The 14,475-nt window shown below is 63.5% G+C and carries 11 protein-coding genes; 4 read left to right on the top strand and 7 right to left on the bottom strand.

Going from position 1 to position 14,475, the window contains the following annotated elements:
* Nucleotides 1-20: 20 nt before the first annotated feature.
* A complete protein-coding gene (locus tag ACFPWW_RS23790; protein ID WP_377313432.1) occupies nt 21-284 on the bottom strand; it encodes a BON domain-containing protein in 264 nt (87 codons plus the stop codon).
* Between the two features lie 166 nt (nt 285-450).
* Here ACFPWW_RS23790 and ACFPWW_RS23795 point away from each other — a divergent pair, with 166 nt between their 5' ends.
* Together ACFPWW_RS23795 and ACFPWW_RS23800 are read left to right on the top strand one after the other, a co-directional pair.
* The gene (locus tag ACFPWW_RS23795) at nt 451-735 is read left to right on the top strand and encodes a hypothetical protein (protein ID WP_112704561.1); all 285 of its coding nucleotides are present in this window, start codon (nt 451-453) and stop codon (nt 733-735) included.
* Nucleotides 736-845: 110 nt separating this feature from the next.
* The gene (locus ACFPWW_RS23800; RefSeq protein WP_377313434.1) at nt 846-2,906 is read left to right on the top strand and encodes an ATP-dependent helicase; all 2,061 of its coding nucleotides are present in this window, start codon (nt 846-848) and stop codon (nt 2,904-2,906) included.
* Nucleotides 2,907-2,924: 18 nt separating this feature from the next.
* Here ACFPWW_RS23800 and ACFPWW_RS23805 read toward each other — a convergent pair whose 3' ends face one another.
* From ACFPWW_RS23805 to galE, 3 genes are all read right to left on the bottom strand, one after another.
* Nucleotides 2,925-3,986 (bottom strand): enoyl-CoA hydratase/isomerase family protein, encoded by a 1,062-nt coding sequence (locus ACFPWW_RS23805; RefSeq protein WP_377313436.1) that lies wholly within the window; start codon nt 3,984-3,986, stop codon nt 2,925-2,927.
* A gap of 68 nt (nt 3,987-4,054) precedes the next feature.
* Complete coding sequence (locus tag ACFPWW_RS23810) at nt 4,055-6,010, bottom strand: putative bifunctional diguanylate cyclase/phosphodiesterase (RefSeq protein WP_377313438.1); 1,956 nt, start codon at nt 6,008-6,010, stop codon at nt 4,055-4,057.
* 120 nt (nt 6,011-6,130) lie between these two features.
* On the bottom strand, nt 6,131-7,165 hold the full coding sequence (galE, locus tag ACFPWW_RS23815; protein ID WP_112753785.1) for a UDP-glucose 4-epimerase GalE: 1,035 nt from the start codon (nt 7,163-7,165) through the stop codon (nt 6,131-6,133).
* 470 nt (nt 7,166-7,635) lie between these two features.
* Between galE and ACFPWW_RS23820 the strand changes: the two genes are divergently transcribed.
* Complete coding sequence (locus ACFPWW_RS23820; protein ID WP_377313440.1) at nt 7,636-8,316, top strand: Type 1 glutamine amidotransferase-like domain-containing protein; 681 nt, start codon at nt 7,636-7,638, stop codon at nt 8,314-8,316.
* On the opposite strand, the gene ACFPWW_RS23825 is transcribed toward ACFPWW_RS23820, so the two are convergent.
* Together ACFPWW_RS23825 and mscL are read right to left on the bottom strand one after the other, a co-directional pair.
* A complete protein-coding gene (locus ACFPWW_RS23825; RefSeq protein ID WP_377313442.1) occupies nt 8,313-9,479 on the bottom strand; it encodes a pyridoxal phosphate-dependent aminotransferase in 1,167 nt (388 codons plus the stop codon). The two genes, ACFPWW_RS23820 and ACFPWW_RS23825, sit on opposite strands and share 4 nt — an antisense overlap.
* A gap of 135 nt (nt 9,480-9,614) precedes the next feature.
* Nucleotides 9,615-10,052: a large conductance mechanosensitive channel protein MscL gene (gene mscL, locus ACFPWW_RS23830; RefSeq protein WP_112566994.1), complete on the bottom strand. Its 438-nt coding sequence runs from the start codon at nt 10,050-10,052 to the stop codon at nt 9,615-9,617.
* A gap of 219 nt (nt 10,053-10,271) precedes the next feature.
* On the opposite strand from mscL, the gene ACFPWW_RS23835 reads away from it, so the two are divergent.
* Nucleotides 10,272-13,772: a PAS domain-containing hybrid sensor histidine kinase/response regulator gene (locus tag ACFPWW_RS23835; protein WP_377313444.1), complete on the top strand. Its 3,501-nt coding sequence runs from the start codon at nt 10,272-10,274 to the stop codon at nt 13,770-13,772.
* A 3-nt stretch (nt 13,773-13,775) separates the two neighbouring features.
* On the opposite strand, the gene ACFPWW_RS23840 is transcribed toward ACFPWW_RS23835, so the two are convergent.
* Nucleotides 13,776-14,339 carry a TetR/AcrR family transcriptional regulator gene (locus ACFPWW_RS23840; protein ID WP_112566999.1) on the bottom strand — a complete coding sequence of 188 codons (564 nt, stop codon included), beginning with the start codon at nt 14,337-14,339 and terminating at the stop codon, nt 13,776-13,778.
* Between the last annotated feature and the right edge of the window lie 136 nt (nt 14,340-14,475).

The raw sequence follows: 14,475 nt of genomic DNA on the forward strand, positions 1-14,475 counted from the left end.
AATTCCTCGGTTTCCGGGACTTATCTCACCAGAATGCGGCAATGCACGTAGCCGCTTCCGACGATCGCCTCGGCAATTGCCAGCGCCCGCTCGCTGTCGCTCCATCGCGGCACGAACCCTTCGAGGACGACGTAGGGACCGATTGTGGAAACGGTGATCTCGGCGGCATCGAGATCGGCTGCCGCATGCAGGGCGCTTTCGACGGACGCGCGCATGGCGGCCGCATTGTGACCCTTCATCCAGGCTTCCTCCTGCATCGGCGAACCGTGGAACCGCAGCACCATGACCGTTCCTGACATTGGCTAATAGGGATTTAACGCAGGAAGACGACGTTTTGTTGCGATGCGCGGGCGGCAGGATGCAAAGTCGCCGCAATGATGATACTCCGATATTGCAACCTTGCCGGAGGCGCCCGCTGCCGCAGATGGATTGCGGCCGGAGGAGACGACGATGAAAACGCTGGTGCCTGCCCTTCTTGCCGCGGCCCTTCTGGCTGCGCCGCTGCTGCTCGCCGGCTGCTCGGCCGCGGACGCGCCGGCGCTCGAGCCCATTCCCGGCAGCATCACCTATGGCGGACAGCCGCGCACGAAGCTGACGAAATCGCCGATCGGCAGCGCCGTCTACAACGACTTTTACAACCAGCAGGGCGAGCACGTCTACGAAACCTATATCCTGCAGCCCGACCGCAGCCTGAAGCTGGTGCGCCGCCAGATCGTGCCGGACTTTCCGCAATAGTGCATGACGGCCTGCGCCTGCTTGACAGCGACGCCAATCGAGAACATCCAAGGAACATCTGATCTTGTTCGCGGTGCTGATTCTTCCGCGGAGCCCAACCGGACGGCTGGATGTATCTCGAAAGACTCAATCCCCAGCAGCGCATGGCCGTGGAATACGGCACGCTCACGGACGGCAGCCATGTGGCGGGACCGCTGCTGGTCATCGCCGGCGCCGGTTCCGGCAAGACGAATACGCTTGCCCATCGCGTTGCCCATCTCATCCTCAAGGGTGCGGATCCGCGCCGCATCCTGCTGATGACCTTTTCCCGGCGGGCCGCCGCCGAAATGGGGCGGCGGGTCGAACGCATCTGCGGCGAGGTTCTCGGCAAGAATTCCGGCATCATGGCGGATGCGCTTGCCTGGAGCGGGACGTTCCACGGCATCGGTGCGCGGCTGTTGCGCGACTATTCCGAACAGATCGGCATAGACCCGGCCTTTTCCATCCACGACCGGGAAGACAGTGCCGACCTGATGAACCTCGTGCGCCACGATCTCGGTTTCTCGAAGACCGAGAGCCGGTTTCCGACGAAAGGCACCTGCCTTGCGATCTATTCGCGCGCGGTGAATTCCGAGACCGAATTGCCGCTGGTGCTGCGCGACGCCTTTCCCTGGTGCGCCACCTGGGAAAAGCAGCTGCGCGAGCTTTTTGCCTGTTACGTCGAGTCAAAACAGAGCCAGAACGTGCTCGATTACGACGACCTCCTGCTCTACTGGGCGCAGATGGTGGCCGAGCCCATGATTGCGGAGGATATCGGCAGCCGCTTCGACCATGTGCTGGTCGACGAATATCAGGACACCAACAAGCTGCAGTCCTCGATCCTGCTGGCCCTGAAACCGACCGGCCAGGGGCTGACCGTCGTCGGCGACGATGCGCAGTCGATCTATTCCTTCCGCGCGGCGACGGTGCGCAACATCCTCGACTTCCCCGCCTCGTTCAGCCCGGCCGCAAATATCGTCACGCTCGACCGCAACTACCGATCGACACAGCCGATCCTTGCCGCCGCCAACGCGGTCATCGACCTTGCCTCCGAGCGCTTCACCAAGAACCTCTGGACGGAACGGGAATCGCCGGAGCGGCCGCGGCTGGTGACGGTGCGCGACGAGAACGACCAGGCGCGTTACGTGGCCGACAAGGTTCTCGACAATCGCGAAGAGGGCGTGAAGCTGAAAAGCCAGGCCGTGCTCTTCCGCGCCTCGCACCATAGCGGCCCGCTGGAAGTGGAGCTGACGCGCCGCAACATTCCCTTCGTGAAGTTCGGCGGGCTGAAATTCCTCGACAGCGCGCATGTGAAGGACATGCTGGCGGCGCTGCGTTTTGCCCAGAACCCGCGCGACCGGGTGGCAGGCTTCCGGCTGATGCAGATCCTGCCTGGTATCGGGCCTTCCACGGCGCAGAAGGTGCTGGACCATATGGCCGAGGATGCGAGCCCGATGACGGCGCTTGCCGCCATGCCCGCCCCGCCGCGTTCGGGCGAGGACTGGACCTCCTTCGTCTCGACCATGCAGGAGCTGAAGACCGGCAAGGCCGGCTGGCCGGCGGAGATCGAACTGGTGCGGCAATGGTACGAGCCGCATCTGGAACGGCTGCATGAGGATGCGAGCACAAGGCTCGCCGATCTCATCCAGCTCGAACAGATCGCCAGCGGTTATGCCTCGCGCGAGCGCTTCCTGACGGAGCTGACTCTCGATCCGCCCGATGCGACCTCGGATCAGGCCGGCGTGCCGCTGCTCGACGAGGACTATCTCATCCTTTCGACCATCCATTCGGCCAAGGGGCAGGAATGGACCAAGGTCTTCATGCTGAACGTCATCGACGGCTGCATCCCCTCCGATCTCGCAGTCGGCACGACGGCTGAAATCGAGGAGGAGCGGCGGCTGCTCTATGTGGCGATGACGCGCGCCAAGGACAGTCTCGACCTTGTCGTGCCGCAGCGCTTCTTCACCTATGGGCAGAATTCGCAGGGCGACCGGCATGTCTACGCATCGCGCAGCCGTTTCATTCCCGCCACCCTGCTGCAATTCTTCGAAGTCTGCGGCTGGCCGCAGGCGAAGGCCGAGACGGCGGCGGCCCAGCAGGCCCGGCAGGTGCGCATCGATGTCGGCGCGCGCATGCGCGGCATGTGGCGTTGACGCCGACCAAGCGGCCGGTCAGAGCGCAAGCGGCGGTTTGGCCGGTTCGAAGAAGCGGCCGATCATTTCATCGTTGACGAGCGCGATCGTCGGCGGCGACCATTTCGGATTGCGGTCCTTGTCGATGACCGCTGCGCGGACCCCCTCGTAGAAATCCGCACCAAGCAGGATATGCATGCAGGCGCCGAGTTCGCGGGCCAGGCATTCGGCAAGCGTGCGGCTCTGGCGCCCGGCCCTCAAGAGCCGCAGGGCGAGCTTGAGGCTGGTTGGCGAACGCGTCAGCATCACGCGGCGGGTCTCGGCGGCGAACTCGCCCTCCTCCCGGGCAAGGGCGGATACGATGTCCTCGACACTGTTGAAGTGGAAAGCACGGTCGATCATCGCGGCATTGGCCTGCAGCCTGCCCTCGCCCGGCTGCTGCGAAAGTTGGCGCAGGGCCGCGTCCACATCATCGGACGAACTGCCTGCAGGCAGATCGGCGATTTGCCGGACGGCCTCTTCGAGACGCGCGGACGGAATATAGAAATCCGCAAGTCCGGCATGGATTGCATCGGCGGCGTTGATGTCGAGCCCGGTCAGGGCCATCCATGTGCCGCTTTCGCCCGGCATGTGGGGCAGCAGCCACGTGGCGCCGATATCGGGAAAATAGCCGATGCCGGTTTCGGGCATGGCAAGGCGGGTGCGCTCGGTGACGATGCGATGGCGCCCGTGGCTGGAAAGCCCGACGCCGCCGCCCATGGTGATGCCGTCCATCAGCGCGACATAGGGCTTCGGATAGTTGGCGATCCTGTGGTTGAGGCGGAATTCCTCGCGCCAGAAGGTTTCGGCCAGGCCGTCGCCGGCGCGCCCGCTCATGTGAATGGCACGGATATCGCCGCCGGCGCAGAAGCCGCGCTCGCCCTCGCCCATGATGACGACGCTCGCCACGGACGGGTCGGCGACGAACTCGTCAAGGGCGGCGGCAATCGCGCGCACCATCGGGGTCGTCAGGCTGTTCAGGGCCTTTGGGCGGTTCAGGCGGATGATGCCCGCCGTGCCGCGCCGTTCAACGATGACTTCGCTTTGATTGCCGTTGTCCATGATCCCACCTCGCTCCGGTATTAGGAATAAACGCGGTCGGGCCAAGGTTCCAGTGGCTGGTTATCCAATCAGGCCGAGATGGATCGCGAAACGGCGACATCGCGCCTGGAGACGTAGTCTATCGCCAGTTCCAGCGGCAACGGCCGGGAAAAATAGTAGCCCTGCGCCAGCCGGACGCCGAGAGCCTTCAGCGATTCCGCCACATCCTCGCTTTCGACACCTTCGGCCACGGAAGCAATGCCGAGGTTCTGGCAGAGGCTGGCGACGGAGCGGGTGATGTTCATGCAGCGCGCGTCGCGATCGAAATTCATCACGAAGGCCTTGTCGATCTTCAGCTTGTCGAAGGCCAGGCGGTGGATGTGGCTCAAGCTCGAATAGCCGGTGCCGAAATCGTCGAGCGCGATCGAGATGCCGGCGGCGCGCAGCACGCCGATCACCTGATCGGCGGTGTCGAAGTCCGACAGAAGCGCCGTCTCGGTGATCTCGAATTCGATGCGCCCGGGATCGACGCCGGAACGCGTAATCATGGCAAGCAGCGCCATCGAGGTTTCGTGGTCGCATATGTCGCGGGCCGACAGGTTGAAGGAGACGCGCAGGTGCGGCGGCATGATTTTCAGGGCGTCCAGCGCCTGACCGAAGAGGATGCGCGTCACGCGGCCGATGACGGCGGTGCGTTCGGCGGCGGGGATGAAGGCATCCGGGCTGATACGGCCGAAGCGCGCGCTGTCCCAGCGGGCGAGCGCCTCGAAACCGACGACGCGGCCGCTGCGCAGTTCGACGATCGGCTGGTATTCGAGCTTCAATTCCCGGGCGAAATTCTCCGCCTGCAGCTCCAGCTCGATCAGATAGCGCTGCGTCAGGATCTTCTCATGCTCGGGCGAGAAGAGCTCGACGCCGCCGGTGCGCTTGCTCTTCATCTGATAGAGGGCAAAATCCGCCTTCTCGTAAAGATCCTCGGCACTGTATTCACCCGCGTCCGGATAGACGATGCCGCAGGAACCGGAGACACGCACCGAGCCGTCGGGAATTTCATAGGGTTCGCGAACGGCCGCGCACAGGCCTATGCCGAGATCGGAGACGGCCCTCAGCGTCATGTCGCGAGGAAAGATGATGCCGAATTCATCGCCGCCGAGGCGCGAGACGACGCCCTGGTCGCCGACCAGCGAGACGAAGCGGCGCGCCGTTTCCTTCAGCACGATATCGCCGGCGGCATGGCCGAAAACGTCGTTGACCGGCTTGAAGCCGTCGAGATCGATGATGCCGATGACGGGCGGCGAAGCCGGGTCCGCCTGCAGCATCCTTTCGAGCGACAGGAAGAAGCTGCGGCGGTTGGCAAGCCCGGTCAGCTGGTCCTGCAGGGCATTGCGGCTGTTGACGAGGTTCAGTTCCTCGGCTTCGGCCTGCTTCTGCTTGAGTTCTTCCGCAAGCCGCACCAGATGGGCGAAATTCTGGAAGTAGCTGTTGATGACGCGCAGGAAGGGCAGCACCAGGAAAAGGCCGCTGACGGCGGTCGCGACGAAAACCGGGTTGCCGGAAAAGAGGAAGGTCACGACCATGGCCGTGAAGGTGATGACCGTGGTGATTGCCGCGGCGAGCGGCAGGTGCATCAGGCAGAAGACGCAGGATATGCCGGTCACGACGAGGAAATAGGCGATCTGGCCCTGCTGCGATGCATCGCCATATTGATAAAGCGCAATCGCCCAGCCGCCGAAGCCGACCGTCAGGAGTGCGGCGCCGACCAGCGTCACCTTCATCAGGCGCAGCGCCCGCTCGGGCGTGACGTTTTCCTTGCCCGAAATCTCCCACCAGCAGAGGCGGAAGACACAGACGATGCTGAGGCCGACGGGAATGTAGAGAGACAGCCAGAGCGGCGCCGACTTGATGTGGGTGATGGCCACGGCCAGCGCGTTGATGACGAGAAGAACGTATAGAATCGGGATCTGCGACGACAGAGCCTTGAACTGTGCCACCAGAAACTTCGGATTGTCCTTTTGCAGCCGCAGCGAGGCTAAGAAGTTCTTCATGATCCCTTTTCCCTTGGCGCAAACGAGCCAGAGAAAGCTTGATTGTTCCTTATTCACGTAACGTCAGGCAGCCCGCCTTCCGGCGGCGATGGTAAATATCCGGTTGCGGCCGACCGCATCTCAGAAGGATGCCGCAGCCAGGGCGCGATGGATGCTGTGCAGGTCGTCGACACTCCTGTTCATCAGGAAGATCTCCCAATCGAGCGAGCTTCGGACGATGGTTTCGAGCGAATCGTATTGCGGCACCCAGTCCAGCACGCGGCGGGCAAGCGTTGCGTCGGCAACGACGCTTGCGGCATCGCCCGGCCGGCGCGGCGCCATCTGGATCTTGAAGGAATGGCCGTTCAGGCGCGTGACCATGTTCAGCACGTCGAGCACCGAATAGCCGTTACCGTAGCCACAATTGGCGACGAGCGGCCCCTTGCCCTTGCGCAGATGCTGCAGCGCTTTCAGATGCGCCGCCGTCAGGTCGCTCACATGGATGTAGTCGCGCACGCCGGTGCCGTCATGGGTCGGGTAGTCGATGCCGTAGACGGAAATGCTGTCGCGCTTGCCGAGTGCGGCCTCGCAGGCGACCTTGATGAGGTGGGTCGCGCCCGCGGTGGACTGGCCGGTGCGCAGCTGCGGATCGGCGCCGGCGACGTTGAAATAACGCAGCGCCACATAGTCGAAATCATAGGCGGCGGCGGCATCGCGCAGCATCGTCTCGGTCATCAGCTTGGACTGGCCGTAGGGATTTTCCGGGTTGAGCGGCGCCGTCTCCTTGACCGGAGCGGACCCTTTCTGCTGACCGTAGACGGCAGCGGTCGAGGAGAAGACGAAGTTGCGGACGTGCGCCTTGATCGCCGCGCTCAGGAGCGCGCGCGTCTTGCCGGAATTATTGTCGTAGTAGGAGAGCGGGTCGGAGACCGAGGCCGGCACGACGGCGGAGCCGGCGAAATGGATGATCGCCTCGATGTCGTTCTCGATGAAGATCTTTTTCAAGACGTCCGGATCGGCGACATCGCCGAGATAGAAGCGCGCGGCCGGAGCCACGGCCCAGCGAAAGCCGGTGGAGAGCCGGTCGAGCACGACGACGTCTTCACCGGCATCCAGCAGCGTCCAAACCATGTGGCTGCCGATATATCCAGCCCCACCTGTAACCAGAACCGCCATGTCTGCATTCCCTGTTTTATCTTTTTCGGGAGCATCAGAACGGGGTTTTCCTTTCCGATTTTGTTATCAAACCGCCTCGGAAAGCCTTTGCGGCCAGTATGTTTCGACATGTGGTTAGAGGCCCATTTCGGGCTTTGCTACAATTTTATCGGACAGCCGGTTTTGAGACGAAAACCTCTCGCAACCTCTCATTTTCGCCTCGTTGACATCAGGCACGCCGCGGGGCAGATTGGCAGCATGAACAAGTTCGCGTTCCAGGTCATGACGATGGGCATGACGACCACCCTTTGCGGTGGGGGCGTCGGCTTGTGACCTGAAACTGTTCATTTCACCCGACCCAACCCCGCCGGACACGCGCGGGGTTTTCTGTTTCGGGCCCCGATGTCCGCCCCATGCAAAGGACTTCTCGTGGCACCAAACCGTTCAAGACCCGCCTGCAACCTGCCCCTCCGGAACCGGGAGGGCCAACCATGAGGCTCTACCTGTCATCCTACCGGCTCGGCGCCAGCGCCTTCCGGCTCCGAAAGCTTCTCAACGGCGGGCGTCGCGCCGCCGTCATCCAGAACGCCTTGGACTTCGTTCCCTCCGGGGCGCGCCGTGCCTATGCGGCCAATATCTACGATCCCAGGGAAGAGCTTGCCGATTGGGGCATCGAGGCGGAAGAACTCGACCTGCGGGACTATTTCGGACAGCCGCAAGCGCTCGAAAAAACGCTCGCCGGTGTCGATCTCGTCTGGGCCGTCGGCGGCAATGCCTTTCTTCTGCGGCGGGCCATGCGGCAGAGCGGCTTCGATCGCGTCATCGGAGAATTGCTGCGCGCGGATGCGCTCGTCTATGGCGGCTTCAGCGCCGGGGCGGTCGTGGCGGCGCCCTCGCTCAAGGGCATCGACATCATGGACGATCCGCATCTGCTCGCGCCGGGCTACGAAGAGGGCATCCTCTGGGACGGGCTTGGCCTCGTCGATTTCTCCATCGTCCCGCATTATCGCTCGGCGCATGACGAGGCCGAAGCTGCCGAAAGGGCGGCCGGTTTCCTGGAGGAGGCCGATATGCCCTTTCAGCCGCTGCGGGACGGCGAGGTCATCATTGTCGAAGGCCGCAACGTGACGCTGCTTCCGGTGCTGCCGGAAGCGATGCGCCGTTCCGCTTAAAGCTTGAGAATATAGTCGCAGAGCCGTTCGGCCGCGACCGTGACCTGCGCCGGGTCGCGCAGGAAACAGGCGCGCAGGAAGAGCGCGCCGCCGGGACCGAAAGCAGTGCCGGGGGCAAGGCCGACGCCGGTCTTGTCGACGATGTCGATCGCCGCCTTCCGGCTGTCGGTGACGCCGTCGATCTTGAGGAAAGCGTAGAGCGCGCCATCCGGCTTCAGCGTTTCGACGCGGTTGGTGGCGATCAGCGCATCGCAGAGGATATCGCGCGCGCGGGTCGCCTTGTCGATATTCGACTGCACGAAGGCGTCACCTTCGTTGAGGGCCGCGACCGCCCCCTTCTGCATGAACTGCGCCACGCCGGAGGTCGAATACTGGATGAGGTTTTCCAGCACCTGGCCGGTTTCGGGCGGGGCGACGATCCAGCCGACGCGCCAGCCGGTCATCGACCAGTTCTTGGAAAAGGAGTTGACGAAGATGATCTTGTCGGCCGGTTCCATGACGTCGAGGAAGGAGGGTGCACGGCCGCCGGCATAGAAATAACGCGCATAGATCTCGTCCGCCATGATCCAGAGATCGTGCCTGCGCGCGAGCGCCAGGATATCGGCCAGATCCTTCCTGGTCGCCGTCCAGCCGGTCGGGTTCGACGGCGTATTGACGAAGAGGCCGCGGGTCTTCGGCGTGATCGCCGCTTCGATACGGCCAAGGTCGACGGCCCAGGTGCCGCCTTCGAACTGCAGCGTCACACCGACCGAGCGGGCGCCGGCGATTTCGAGGGCGGCGGCGATGTTGGGCCAGGCGGGTGTCAGGTAGACGAACTCGTCGCCGGGCGAGGTCAGCGCCTGGACGGCGATCTGGATCGCCTGCATGCCGGAGCCGGTGACGTAGAAATGCTCCACCGGCAGGCGGATGCCGAAATGCCTGACATAGTAGTCAGACAGCGCCTGGCGCAGTTCGGGGATGCCGCGCTGCCAGGTATAGAAGGTTTCACCGGCGGCGAGCGCCTGCATGGCGGCCTGATTGATGAAATCGGGAGTGGGAAGGTCGCCCTCGCCGACCCAGAGCGGCAGCAGGCCTTCACGGCCGCGGGCATAGTTGACGACTTCGACGATCCCGCTTTCTGGCGCGGCGACGGCGCGCGGGCTGAGGCTGCTTATAATCGACATGCATATCTCCGGTTCACGCCTTCATAGCGGATTTGCATGCGCAAATCCCATGACAATGCGTGATGGCATATCGATTTTCGTGATGGATGAGCCCGGCCGGAGCTGAAGCGCTCCCGGCCGGATCAGACCGCCAGATCAGACCGCCGGGCGCCGGGCGAGAAGGTCGCGGATTTCCGTCAGCAGCGCGACGTCGGCCGGCGGCGGCGGAACCTCTGCCGGCGCTTCCTTTTCCTTGCGCTCGACCTGCTCGCGCAGCGTGTTCACCGCCTTGACCATGAGGAAGATGATCCAGGCGAGGATCAGGAAATTGATGAGGACGGTGATGAAGTTGCCGTAGGCGAAAACGGCACCCTGGCCACGGGCCTCCGCAAGGCTTACCGCAGTGACCTTGGAGGACAGCGGAATGAAGTAGTTGGAGAAGTCGAAACCGCCGAAGATCGCGCCGACGATCGGCATGATGATATCTTCGACCAGAGATCTGACGATGCCGCCGAAGGCGCCGCCGATGATGACGCCGACCGCGAGGTCCATGACATTGCCGCGGGCGATGAAAGCTTTGAACTCGTTGAGCATCCGATCCGTCTCCCCTTGATGCATTTTCAAAGACATGCCGTTGATTTATTAGCTACACCTCCATTTCAATTAATCAATCGGCAATTGGAAATATTCGGCCCCCGTCCCCATCCGCGTAGAACTTAAGACCAAGAGCGCGGGAATTTCCAAACCTGCTGAATTGCCCTAATCTCGGATATGTTCCGGGAGGATGGCGGACAATCCGCCGGCGGAGGGTCGATGCTTCCAGGCTGGGTCATATTTGCGTTTGCCTTGGCTTACCTTCTGCTGCTTTTCGCAGTGGCAAGCTACGGCGACCGCCGCAGCCGCAAGTTCGGCGTGCCGGAAGGCGGCCGGCCCGTGGTCTATGCGCTCAGCCTGGCGATCTACTGCACGTCCTGGACCTATTTCGGCGGCGTGGGCCTGGCCGCCCATCACGGGCTGGAATTTGCCGGCATCTATATCGGGCCGATCCTCGTCTTCACGCTCGGCATGCCGCTCCTGAGGCGCATCATCGAGCTTGCCAAGGCCGAGAAGCTGACATCCGTCGCCGATTTCATCGCCGCGCGCTACGGCAAGAATTCCACCGTCGCGACCATCGTGGCGCTGATCTGCCTCATCGGCACCATTCCCTATATCGCGCTGCAGCTGAAATCCATTTCCGCGACGGTCACGGCCATGGTCAACCCGTCCGACTACGGCATCGGCAGCGGCAACCTTTATTTCCTCGACCTGCCGCTCATCGTCACGCTGGTGCTCGCCTGCTTCGCCATCATGTTCGGCACCCGCCACACCGACGCGACGGAACATCAGGACGGGCTCATCCTTGCGGTATCGATGGAATCGATGGTGAAGCTCGTCGCCTTCCTGACGGCGGGCGTCTGCGTCATCTGGTTCCTGTTCGACGGGCCGGGCGACCTGTGGCGGAAGGGGTCGGAGAACGCGCTGGTCACGGCCGCGCTCGACTATCAGACGCCGCTCAGCCGATGGATCACGCTGACGCTGCTTTCGGCCTTTGCCATCATCATGCTGCCGCGCCAGTTCCATGTGACCGTCGTCGAGAACCGCACGGCAAAGCAGCTGCGGCTCGCGGGCTTTCTCTTTCCGCTTTACCTGATCGCCATCAACCTCTTCGTGCTGCCGGTCGCGATCGGCGGGCTGCTGACCTTCGGCGGCAACGGCAATGGCGACCTTTACGTGCTCTCGCTGCCGCTGACGGGGCAGATGCCGGTCGTCTCGCTGATTACCTTCATCGGCGGCTTTTCGGCGGCGACCGCGATGGTGATCGTCGATTCCGTGGCGCTTTCCATCATGGTGTCGAACGACATCGTCATGCCGTTCTTCCTGCGCCGCAAGCTCGCGGGGCTTGCAAGCCAGCGCGACGATTTCGCAAAGAGCCTGCTCAACATCCGCCGCAGCGCCATTTTCGCCGTGCTGCTGCTCGGCTACGCCTATTACCGCTCGACCGACAGCACGGCGGGGCTCGCCTCGATCGGCCTGCTTTCCTTTGCCGCCATCGCGCAGATTGCGCCCGCCCTCTTCGGCGGCATGATCTGGCGGCGGGCGAACGCGCGCGGCGCCATTCTCGGCCTGACCTCCGGTTTCATCGTCTGGCTCTACCTCCTGTTCCTGCCTTCGTTCGGCGGCCCGGACTATTCCTATGTGGCAAGCGGCTTCCTCGGCTTCATCCTTCCGGGCACGACGCTCTTTACCGGCCCGGATGCCGATCCGCTGGTCAACGCGACGGCGATGAGTCTGCTCATCAACAGCGCCGCCTTCATCGTCGGCTCGCTGACGCGCAACGCCAAGCCGCTGGAGCGCATCCAGGCCGGCATCTTCGTGAAGCGCCATTCGCGCTCGCAATTTGCCGCGCGCGGCTGGAAGACCCGCGTCAGCGTCGGCGACCTGAAAACGGCGATCGCCCGCTATCTCGGCGAGGAGCGCATGCAGCGTTCGCTCGCGACCTACGAGCAGACCTCCGGGCGCAAGCTGGAGGACGACCAGCCGGCCGATATGGCGCTCATCCATTTCACCGAACAGCTTCTCGGCAGCGCCATCGGCTCGTCTTCCGCGCGGCTCGTGCTTTCGCTCATCCTGCAGAAGATCGAGGATGCGTCTTCCGATACGGCCTGGCTGCTCGACCAGGCGAGCGAGGCGGTGCAGTACAATCAGGACATGCTGCAGACCGCACTGTCGCAGATGGACCAGGGCATTGCCGTCTTCGACAGTTCCAACCGGCTGACGATCTGGAACCGCCGTTTCCGGCAATTGCTGGACCTGCCTGAAAATGCCGGCCAGGTCGGATTTCCGCTGTCGGAGATCGTCAATATCCTCAGCCAGCGCGGCGATATCGCCCCCGGCGACCAGGGCCAGGCGGTGCGGCATTTCCTGACGCTCGACAAGCCTTTCCCGCTCGTGCTCGGCGGCGGCGAGCGCATCATCGAAGTGCGTTCCAACGCCATGCCGGACAAGGGCATCGTCGCGACCTTCACCGACATCACCCAGCGCGTGGCCGCCGACCGGGCGCTGAAACAGGCCAACGAGACGCTGGAACAGCGTGTGGCCGAGCGCACCGCGGAACTGACCCGCGTCAACCGGGAGCTTGCCGAAGCGCGGGCGGCGGCGGACGAGGCCAATATCGGCAAGACCCGCTTCTTTGCCGCTGCCGGCCACGACATCCTGCAGCCGCTCAATGCCGCCCGGCTCTATTCCTCGGCGCTTGTCGAGCGCATGGCGCAATCGGAAAACGGCCCGATCGTGCGCAATATCGATTCCGCGCTTGAATCGGTCGAATCCATCCTCGGGGCCGTGCTCGACATTTCCCGGCTCGATACCGGCGCCATGCGGCCACGGCTGGCATCCGTGCCGCTTTTCGACCTTCTGGAGCGTATCGAAACCGATTTTGCGCCGATTGCCCGCGAGAAGAAGCTGAAGCTCGTGGTGATGCCGACCTCGCTGCGGGTCCGCTCCGATCCGAACCTGCTGCGCCGGCTGGTGCAGAACCTCGTTTCCAATGCCATCAAATACACGGTCAGCGGCAAGGTGCTGGTCGGGGTCCGGAGATACGGCAACCAGGTGATGATCCAGGTGATCGATTCCGGCATCGGCATTCCGCCTTCGAAATTCCGCACCGTGTTCAAGGAATTCGCGCGGCTGGACGAGGGCGCCAGGACCGCGTCGGGCCTCGGGCTCGGGCTCTCCATCGTCGACCGCATCGCCCGCGTGCTCGGCCACAAGGTCGAGCTGCATTCGACGCATGGCAAGGGTACGGAATTCCGTATCCTCATGCCGCTCGACGTCTCCAGGAGTGCGCAGGCGACGGCCGCCACCCCTCCCGCCGACCGGCCGGCCCAGCCGCTGAAGGGATTGCGCATCCTCTGCATCGACAACGAAACGAAGATCCTCGAAGGCATGCGGCTTCTGATCGACGGATGGGGCTGCGACACGCAGGCCGTGGATTCGCTTGCCGCCGTCCAGAGGCTTTCGGGCCGGCAGCCGCCGGATCTCGTCATCGCCGACTATCATCTCGCCGACGGAACCGGGGTCGAGGCGATCCTGCATCTCAGGCAGCATTTCGGCGCGGACATTCCCGCCCTGCTCATCACCGCCGACAGGACGCCGGAAGTGCGGGCCGAGGCGGAGAAACACGGCATCGCCGTTCAGCACAAGCCGGTGCGTCCGGCTGCGCTGCGCGCCTATATCACGCAGGTTTCCGGCCTGAAGCGCACCGCGGCGGAGTGAAGATCAGGCGGCCTTGCGGCGGCCGAAGAGATGGCCGACAAGCTCCCGGACGCGGGCGGCGCTCGGGGCGTCGCCGAACAGGATACGGTACATGATGGGGGCGACCACACGGTCCATCACCGCATCGATATCGGGAAAGGCCTCCCCCCTCGCCTTCGCCCGGCCGGCAATCGCCTCGATCTGCTGACGGGTGAAGTTGCAGCACTTGCTGGCATTGTCGCAGGTCTGGGCGGCGAGCACGTCGCGCACATATTCCCGACCGGGGCCGGAGGACATTTCCTCCGCATATTGTTCGGCCCAGGCTTCCAGATCACCGGCACCGGTTCCGGTATCGACCGGCTCCATATCGGGGCGGAGACGTTCGACGGCGACATCGGCCAGCAATTCCTGCAGGTCGCCCCAGCGGCGATAGATGGTGGACGGGGTCACGCCCGCCCGCGCCGCGATCAACGGAACGGTGATCTCCGGCCGGCTCATCTCCGCAAGCAGCACACGCACGGCGGCATGCACGGAAGCCTGGACACGCGCACTTCTGCCGCCCGGACGGACATTCTCTTTCACTGCCATTCCAAACCCAACTTTCTCCACCTGACGCAGGCCGCGTTCTCTCAGATTCGCGCGCCGCATTTTAGGCTTTTGTCCTTACATGTCGTTATCGCAAATGCGCTGCACATTTTCGCTGAAACGGCTCCGGCACAAACAG

Origin of the sequence: Rhizobium sp. GCM10022189, assembly GCF_042656325.1 — a bacterium.
GTDB lineage: Bacteria > Pseudomonadota > Alphaproteobacteria > Rhizobiales > Rhizobiaceae > Rhizobium.

Bases quoted from the DNA above. Each gene is read 5' to 3' on its own strand.
- ACFPWW_RS23810 (WP_377313438.1), bottom strand. From the start codon at position 6,010: ATGAAGAACTTCTTAGCCTCGCTGCGGCTGCAAAAGGACAATCCGAAG.
- galE (WP_112753785.1), bottom strand. From the start codon at position 7,165: ATGGCGGTTCTGGTTACAGGTGGGGCTGGATATATCGGCAGCCACATG.
- ACFPWW_RS23825 (WP_377313442.1), bottom strand. From the start codon at position 9,479: ATGTCGATTATAAGCAGCCTCAGCCCGCGCGCCGTCGCCGCGCCAGAA.
- ACFPWW_RS23835 (WP_377313444.1), top strand. From the start codon at position 10,272: ATGCTTCCAGGCTGGGTCATATTTGCGTTTGCCTTGGCTTACCTTCTG.
- ACFPWW_RS23840 (WP_112566999.1), bottom strand. From the start codon at position 14,339: ATGGCAGTGAAAGAGAATGTCCGTCCGGGCGGCAGAAGTGCGCGTGTC.
- ACFPWW_RS23805 (WP_377313436.1), bottom strand. From the start codon at position 3,986: ATGGACAACGGCAATCAAAGCGAAGTCATCGTTGAACGGCGCGGCACG.
- ACFPWW_RS23820 (WP_377313440.1), top strand. From the start codon at position 7,636: ATGAGGCTCTACCTGTCATCCTACCGGCTCGGCGCCAGCGCCTTCCGG.
- ACFPWW_RS23800 (WP_377313434.1), top strand. From the start codon at position 846: ATGTATCTCGAAAGACTCAATCCCCAGCAGCGCATGGCCGTGGAATAC.
- mscL (WP_112566994.1), bottom strand. From the start codon at position 10,052: ATGCTCAACGAGTTCAAAGCTTTCATCGCCCGCGGCAATGTCATGGAC.
- ACFPWW_RS23790 (WP_377313432.1), bottom strand. From the start codon at position 284: ATGGTGCTGCGGTTCCACGGTTCGCCGATGCAGGAGGAAGCCTGGATG.
- ACFPWW_RS23795 (WP_112704561.1), top strand. From the start codon at position 451: ATGAAAACGCTGGTGCCTGCCCTTCTTGCCGCGGCCCTTCTGGCTGCG.